General features: G+C 69.1%; 7 protein-coding genes and 1 pseudogene. 7 read left to right on the plus strand and 1 reads right to left on the minus strand.

What is annotated here, in order from left to right; all coding sequences use genetic code 11:
* Window positions 1–217: 217 nt before the first annotated feature.
* The 7 genes and pseudogenes from ACIG36_RS11105 to ACIG36_RS11135 all read left to right on the plus strand — a co-directional run bounded on the left by ACIG36_RS11105 (window position 218) and on the right by ACIG36_RS11135 (window position 5,433).
* The gene (locus tag ACIG36_RS11105; RefSeq protein WP_399925353.1) at window positions 218–1,966 is read left to right on the plus strand and encodes a collagen binding domain-containing protein; all 1,749 of its coding nucleotides are present in this window, start codon (window positions 218–220) and stop codon (window positions 1,964–1,966) included.
* Between the two features lie 90 nt (window positions 1,967–2,056).
* Window positions 2,057–2,560, plus strand: coding sequence for a CAP domain-containing protein (locus ACIG36_RS11110; RefSeq protein WP_399925355.1), 504 nt, complete (start codon window positions 2,057–2,059; stop codon window positions 2,558–2,560).
* Between the two features lie 422 nt (window positions 2,561–2,982).
* Window positions 2,983–3,039 (plus strand): annotated as a pseudogene (locus tag ACIG36_RS11115) (hypothetical protein); the annotation flags it as partial.
* Between the two features lie 222 nt (window positions 3,040–3,261).
* Window positions 3,262–3,627: a DUF317 domain-containing protein gene (locus tag ACIG36_RS11120; protein ID WP_399925357.1), complete on the plus strand. Its 366-nt coding sequence runs from the start codon at window positions 3,262–3,264 to the stop codon at window positions 3,625–3,627.
* A 319-nt stretch (window positions 3,628–3,946) separates the two neighbouring features.
* Window positions 3,947–4,312 (plus strand): DUF317 domain-containing protein, encoded by a 366-nt coding sequence (locus tag ACIG36_RS11125; protein WP_399925359.1) that lies wholly within the window; start codon window positions 3,947–3,949, stop codon window positions 4,310–4,312.
* Between the two features lie 45 nt (window positions 4,313–4,357).
* The gene (locus ACIG36_RS11130; RefSeq protein WP_190127711.1) at window positions 4,358–4,636 is read left to right on the plus strand and encodes a hypothetical protein; all 279 of its coding nucleotides are present in this window, start codon (window positions 4,358–4,360) and stop codon (window positions 4,634–4,636) included.
* A complete protein-coding gene (locus ACIG36_RS11135; protein WP_399925361.1) occupies window positions 4,573–5,433 on the plus strand; it encodes a DUF317 domain-containing protein in 861 nt (286 codons plus the stop codon). Before ACIG36_RS11130 ends, ACIG36_RS11135 begins: the two co-directional genes overlap by 64 nt.
* A 225-nt stretch (window positions 5,434–5,658) precedes the next feature.
* On the opposite strand, the gene ACIG36_RS11140 is transcribed toward ACIG36_RS11135, so the two are convergent.
* Window positions 5,659–6,052: hypothetical protein (locus ACIG36_RS11140; protein ID WP_399925363.1), on the minus strand; the 394-nt coding region annotated here is incomplete at its 5' end.

Here is a 6,052-nt window from a genome sequence, read left to right on the forward strand (position 1 = left end):
CCCGTGCACCGTTCCGGGCCGCCGCCCGCCACGGCGACTACGTCCGCGGGCCGAACACCCGGACCACCCGCCCGGGCTGCTCCGCGTGAATACGGAGACCTCGCTGGCCATGCCCGGCGCTCTCACACCGCCTCCGGCTCGTGCTGGAGCCGGACTGCACCAAGCCGCCCCGTTGGGGGTCGGCTGTCCACCGCATCGCAGGAGTACCACCCACCACATGCGCACACGCACCACCTCCCGAACCGCCCGCCTGGTCTCCACAGCTGTTGCCGCCGGCGTCGCGGGCACCCTGGCCTGGACCCCGGCTGCCCAGGCCGCCGATGCCAAGCCCGTCTCCTTCGGCCCCGGCTACACCATCCCCGACTCCGACGGGAACGCCGCCGCCTCCCACATCGGCGCCTACGGTCCGCCCGGGATCACCGTGTGGGGCGAGAGCGAGACGTACTGCGCGGACCCGGAGCGAAAGGGTCCGCAGGCCGCCGGCGGCTACACCGGCCCGAAGACCGTCTCCCACTGGATCTCCTCCGAGACCGGGCAGGCCGTGCCCGACGCCCATGTCGCCTATGCGAGTTATGTGATCGCCAAGTACGGGCAGACCCGCTCCGACGAGCAGGCCGCTGCCGTCGACGCCACCGTCTACGAGTTCCTGGCCGGCGGAAAGTACGCGCTCGACGGCTCCCGCGGCAAGCAGCGCCTGGCCTACCCGAACGTCTCTCGGACGGCGCGCACGCTGGCCGAGGGCTACATCGCCGAGGCGAAGAAGCTCGCCGGTCCGTACACCCTGCACATCAAGCCCAGCGTGGAGAAGACCGCCGCCGGCACGAAGGTGGCGGTGTCCGTGGAGGTGACCGCCACGCTCTCCGGCGCGAAGGTGCCCGGGGTGAAGGTCTCGCTGTCCGAGTCCGGGGCCGGCACCGCCAGCGGCACGGTCACCACCGGCAACGACGGCACCGCCCGCTGGGAGTTCACCACCAGCACGGCAGGCGAGGCCACCGTGAAGGCGACAGCGAGCGGCCTGCCGGGTTCCCAGCTGAAGGTCCTCGAGCCCCGCGACAGCTCCGCACAGCGGATGCTGCTCGCCGGCGACACCACGACCGCCGAAGACACCACGAAGGTCACCGTCACCCCGGCCACCGGCGGCGTCGAGATCCACAAGACCGACCCCGGCAAGGCGAAGATGGCCGGCGCCGCCTTCCAGCTCCTCGACCCGGCCACCGGCAAGGTCGTCGCCGAAGGAAAGACCAACACCGACGGCGTCCTCGTCTTCGACAACCTCGCGCCCGGAAAGTACCGCCTGCACGAGACCGACAGCGGCGATGCGATCCACGCCCTGGTCCCCGACCAGGACGTCGTCATCACCGAGGGGCAGTCGGCTAAGGCCCACCCGGTCACCGTCGTCGACCCCTTCAAGGAAGCCGACCTGCTCGTCAAGAAGATCGACAAGAAGTCCGGCAGGGCACTGCCGGGTGCGGTCATCGAGATCGACACCGACACCGTCGACGCCGCAGGAAAGCACCAGCCGGGCAAGAAGGTCACGCAGGTGACCACCGGCAAGGACGGTACCGCGAAGATCAAGCTCGGCGTCGATCTGAAGGACGGCACCCGCTACTGGGCCAAGGAGACCAAGGCCCCCGACCACTACGAACTGAACACCGTCCCCGAGCAGTTCACTGCCAAGCCGGGCGAGCAGGTCGTCGTCACGGTCGCCGACACCCCCGTCCCGCCCACCACGCCACCGACGACCCCGCCCACCACGCCTCCCACCACACCGCCCCACCACCCCGACAAGCCCAAGACCCCTGACACGCCCGACACCCCCGGCGGCGCCCTGGCTCACACCGGTGCCGAGACCACTGCCTGGGCTCTGGGCGGAGCAGCCGCGCTGCTGCTCGCCGGAGGCGGAGCCCTGTGGGCGACCCGCCGCCAGCAGAAGGCCGCCGCCGAAGACGAGACCCCTGACTCGTAGCAGTAAGCCCTCCCCGTCCGCGGCCGGGAGATACCACTGCTCCCGGCCGCCGGGACGGACAGCACCCTCAACCCCTGGAGCGAATCCCGCATGCCTTCCTGCATATCCGCCCGCACCGCCCGCCTTGCCATCGCCACGGCCGCCGCCGGAGTGGCCGGCATCTTGGCCTGGGCCCCTGCTGCCCAGGCGGCGCCCGCCGCAACCGTCCCGCAGGATGGGGCCCGGCAGCAGATCTCCGACCTCGTCAACAAGGAGCGCCACGCGGCCGGATGTGCCCCGGTGCGCCTGAACGACCAGCTGAACCTGGCCGCTCAGCGCCACTCCGACGACATGGCCAACCGCCACTTCTTCAGCCACACCAACCCCGACGGCACCGGCCCCGGCAAGCGCATCACTGCCGCCGGATACCGATGGACCGCCTACGGCGAGAACATCGCCTACGGACAGCCGACCGCGGCCGACGTCATGAACGACTGGATGCACAGCGACGGCCACCGCGAGAACATCCTCGACTGCTCCTTCACGGAGATCGGCGTCGGTATCAACCACGCCCCGGGTGGGCCCCGCTGGACACAGGAGTTCGGCGCGCGATAGCCGACGAAGCCCCGCGCCTCGCGCCGCTCCTGGCGGCCCTGCCGCGCAGCCCGCCTGCCTCCCGGCCAGCACGGCGCTCCCGACAGGCCCCGGCTCCCGGCCAGCCCCGGCCGTGAGCAGCAGGGCACAGGTACCCCGATTCCCGTTCCATGCTGTAACGCGGCGCCCCGCCTCGCCCCGAGCGGGGCGCCGCACATCTCCGGAGGCACGCAATCCCCCCGTCTCCCTTCAAGGACCCGTACCAGGAGTACCTCGTTGCCCCGCGCCATCTCGCCGGCTCCACCGCCATCGGCGACCTGGGACTTCAGCCCCTGCGCCACCTGGGCTGGTCCCTGCACAACGACGACCTCGGCAACGTCTACCTCTCCTCTCCCGATCACCGGATCCGCCTCGGCTACATACCCGAGGGCGAAGACGACGCCCTGTGGCGCATCAACACCCACGACGACGCCTTCGGCCCCACACGCTGGGCGGCGACCTTCAACACCGCAGCCCCCACCGAATTCGTCACCGCCTTCACCACCGCCCTCGCGACCGCGTACACCCAAGGCCCCGACGCCTACCTCCACGCCGCCCGCGGACCCGCGCACACCGCCGTAGAACCGCTGCTAGCCCAGGGATGGACGACCGCACCCTCACGGACCGCCCTCTTCGACGTCCGAGCTCCCGACGGCAAAGCCGGGCTCGCCTACGACCGGCGCGTGCTGGACCACCACCGGGAGATGACCACCAACGACACCCGCTGGTACCTCTGGGGCGGCACCACACCCGACCGGCCCGACTGGTACGCCACCTTCTCCACCGGCACCCCCGTCCACCTCGTCACCGCCACCACCACAGCCATCGCCGACCCCACCCCCGTCATCCGCTACACCGGCGAGATGAGCCGCTTCACCAAGGCCCACGCCCAGCTCACCCCCATCCCGCCGCCCATCCCTACCCCCCTGGACGTACGACGCGCCCAAGCCGCCCGGGCCCGCACCACCGCTGCCCGCCGCCCCAGCACCACGGTGCCCCCGGCCGCTCCGTCGCCGACTCACGTGCCTGCTGGGCGTAGAAGCCGGTGAGCTTCGCCAAAGATCGGCCACCGAAGGCGCTTTGAGGCAGATACCTGGGGGCACCGCCCGCGGCCCCCAGTACGACGAAGGCCCTCAACCCAAGCTCTGCTTGGGTTGAGGGCCTTCGTCGTACTCCCGGGGCATGAACTGCTGATAAATCGCCGTGCTGGTAAGCGTGGCTCTCTCGGCATAGCAGAGAATCGCCCGGACATTGAAGATCAGCTGACAGCAGACGTGCAAGGGCCGCACTGGAGTGGTGAACTTCCCGAGACCCATGTCAAAGTCGCTCTGGCGAGAACAACCCCAGGTCAAGAAGGGAGTTAAAGCAATGACCATCAAATTGCCGACTCCAGGATTCCACACCACCATCCAAGCCCTCCGCTTGCGCGAGTGGCCACTCGGCCCCGGCAACGCTAACAACGTCTTGGACCAATTCCATGACACCGACTACAAGTTCGTGGTCGATGACAGAGCAGACGTTCACATAGCTTCGAAGGACGGCCGACTCTACCTCGGGTACTTTCCCGACGGGCGGCCAGGAGGGCAAGGCGAGGGATGGAAAATCGCCGTCACCGGCACCGAACACGTACGCGGCTGGACAGCAACCTTCGAGCCCGACACCCCGGCCGAGCTCGTCGCCGCCTTCGTCAACGCGGTGATCTCCGGCTCCCGGCCACGCTCCTACGCCGCGTAAACCATCCAACCCAGACCCCACCGCCCGTACCTCGAGGAGAACTCCATGCCCTGTGACATCACCGTGCGTGAGCTCATCCACCGCCTGCAGACCTACGACGCAGACCGCATCGTCCGTCTCGCCATCGCCCCCGACTTCCCCTTCGCGCATTACCTCGGTGCCCTCACCGAAGGACACGACGACGCCGGCCTGCACTGCGTCTTCCTCGGCGACGGCGGACAGCAGAGCTACCTGCCTCGCCCGGTCGCCGTAGCCCTGCGGTGGACGCCCGACACCACCGGTCAGCGAGAACGGCGGCGCGCAGTACCCGCAATCTCACGCTGACCCAACCCATCACCGACCACCCACACCGATCAACGGAGCCGTCCCTGCCCCCGACAGACCCCGACCCAGCCCACAACGCTCGCTGTACCGCCCTCCGGCCCGACACGCATGGCGCGTTTCTCGTTTCCCCGCGCTACCTCGCCGGAGACGACGGCCTACTCGGCGACAGCGTCACCGACGCCCTCGTTGCCGCCGGATGGAGCTGCTGGACCACCCGCAGCCAGACACGCCACCTCTTCGACACCGACCAACTCCGAGGCGCCGAATGGCTCCCCGGCCATTCCAACGTCCTCTTCGACGGAGACCCGGTGCTCTGGGAATTCTTCGCCCGCACCGACCCCACGGCGCCGCCACAGTGGACCGCCTACTTCACCGCCCGCGTCCCCCACGAACTCGTGACCGCCTTCGCCACCGCACTGGCCACCGCGCCCGACGTCACCCGAGGCATCGAACCCGGCCGCACCCCGCTCCAGCCCCTCGCCGACGCCCACTGGGCCACCGACCCCACCGACGCCGGCAACACCTACTACGCCCCGAAACTCCAGGCATGGGTGACCTACGGAGCACTCTCCGAGGCGATCGAGGACGGCAACCCTCTGCCCGGACTCCCCGGATACCTCGCCTGGGCCCAGACCGACGACCACCTCCCACATCACTGGTGCGCGGCCTTCAGCCCCTCCACCCCGCAAGACCTGGTCACAGCCTTCACCACCGTGCTCGCCGACCCCGCCCCCGTGCAACGCTCCGCCCTTCCGCAAGACGCAGCCGGCCACCTCACGATCAGCCTGTCCAGCTGAGTCTCGCCCCGTCCACCGCAACACCACGGAAGACGCGTGACCACCACCTTGCAGCGCCTGTCCCTGACCAGTACCCGAGGTACCTTCCATCACGGTGCCACCGCCCTCGACGGCATCCCCTTGACGGTGTGCGGCTTGGCGTCACCGGACCTACGGATCCTCATCGAAAGGCGAGGGCATACGGTCTGCCAGCAGTGCGACCGCGCTCACAAGGTCCTTACCTCATCACAGCGCGAACCGGAGCGTCGCTTGGCTGATGGGGCCGGCCCACGAGCAGCTGGCCACTTCCAGCTCCCGAACCTGCTCCGTGCCTACTGCGGCAAACCTCTTGGTGCTCCAGCAATGGCAGGTGCCAAATCCTGCCGCCCATGCGTGAGCCTTCTCGACCGAATCGAGAACTTCAATCGGCATACCGGCTACCAGTACCCGCCTGCTCCAGCCGTCGCGAGGGCAGTGTTGTCCCAGGACGGCCCGTTCTCTCTGGGAACGGAAACACCAGACGATCTCGGGCTGCTGTTCTGAACCGTCGTAGAGGCCGACACACTCAGTGAGCCTTTTCAGCATGGCCACCGAACGGGTGATGACCTTGGTGCCCGCAACGGACAGGACTCCGTGCCGT

This window comes from Streptomyces sp. NPDC053048 (assembly GCF_044547045.1).
GTDB lineage: Bacteria > Actinomycetota > Actinomycetes > Streptomycetales > Streptomycetaceae > Streptomyces.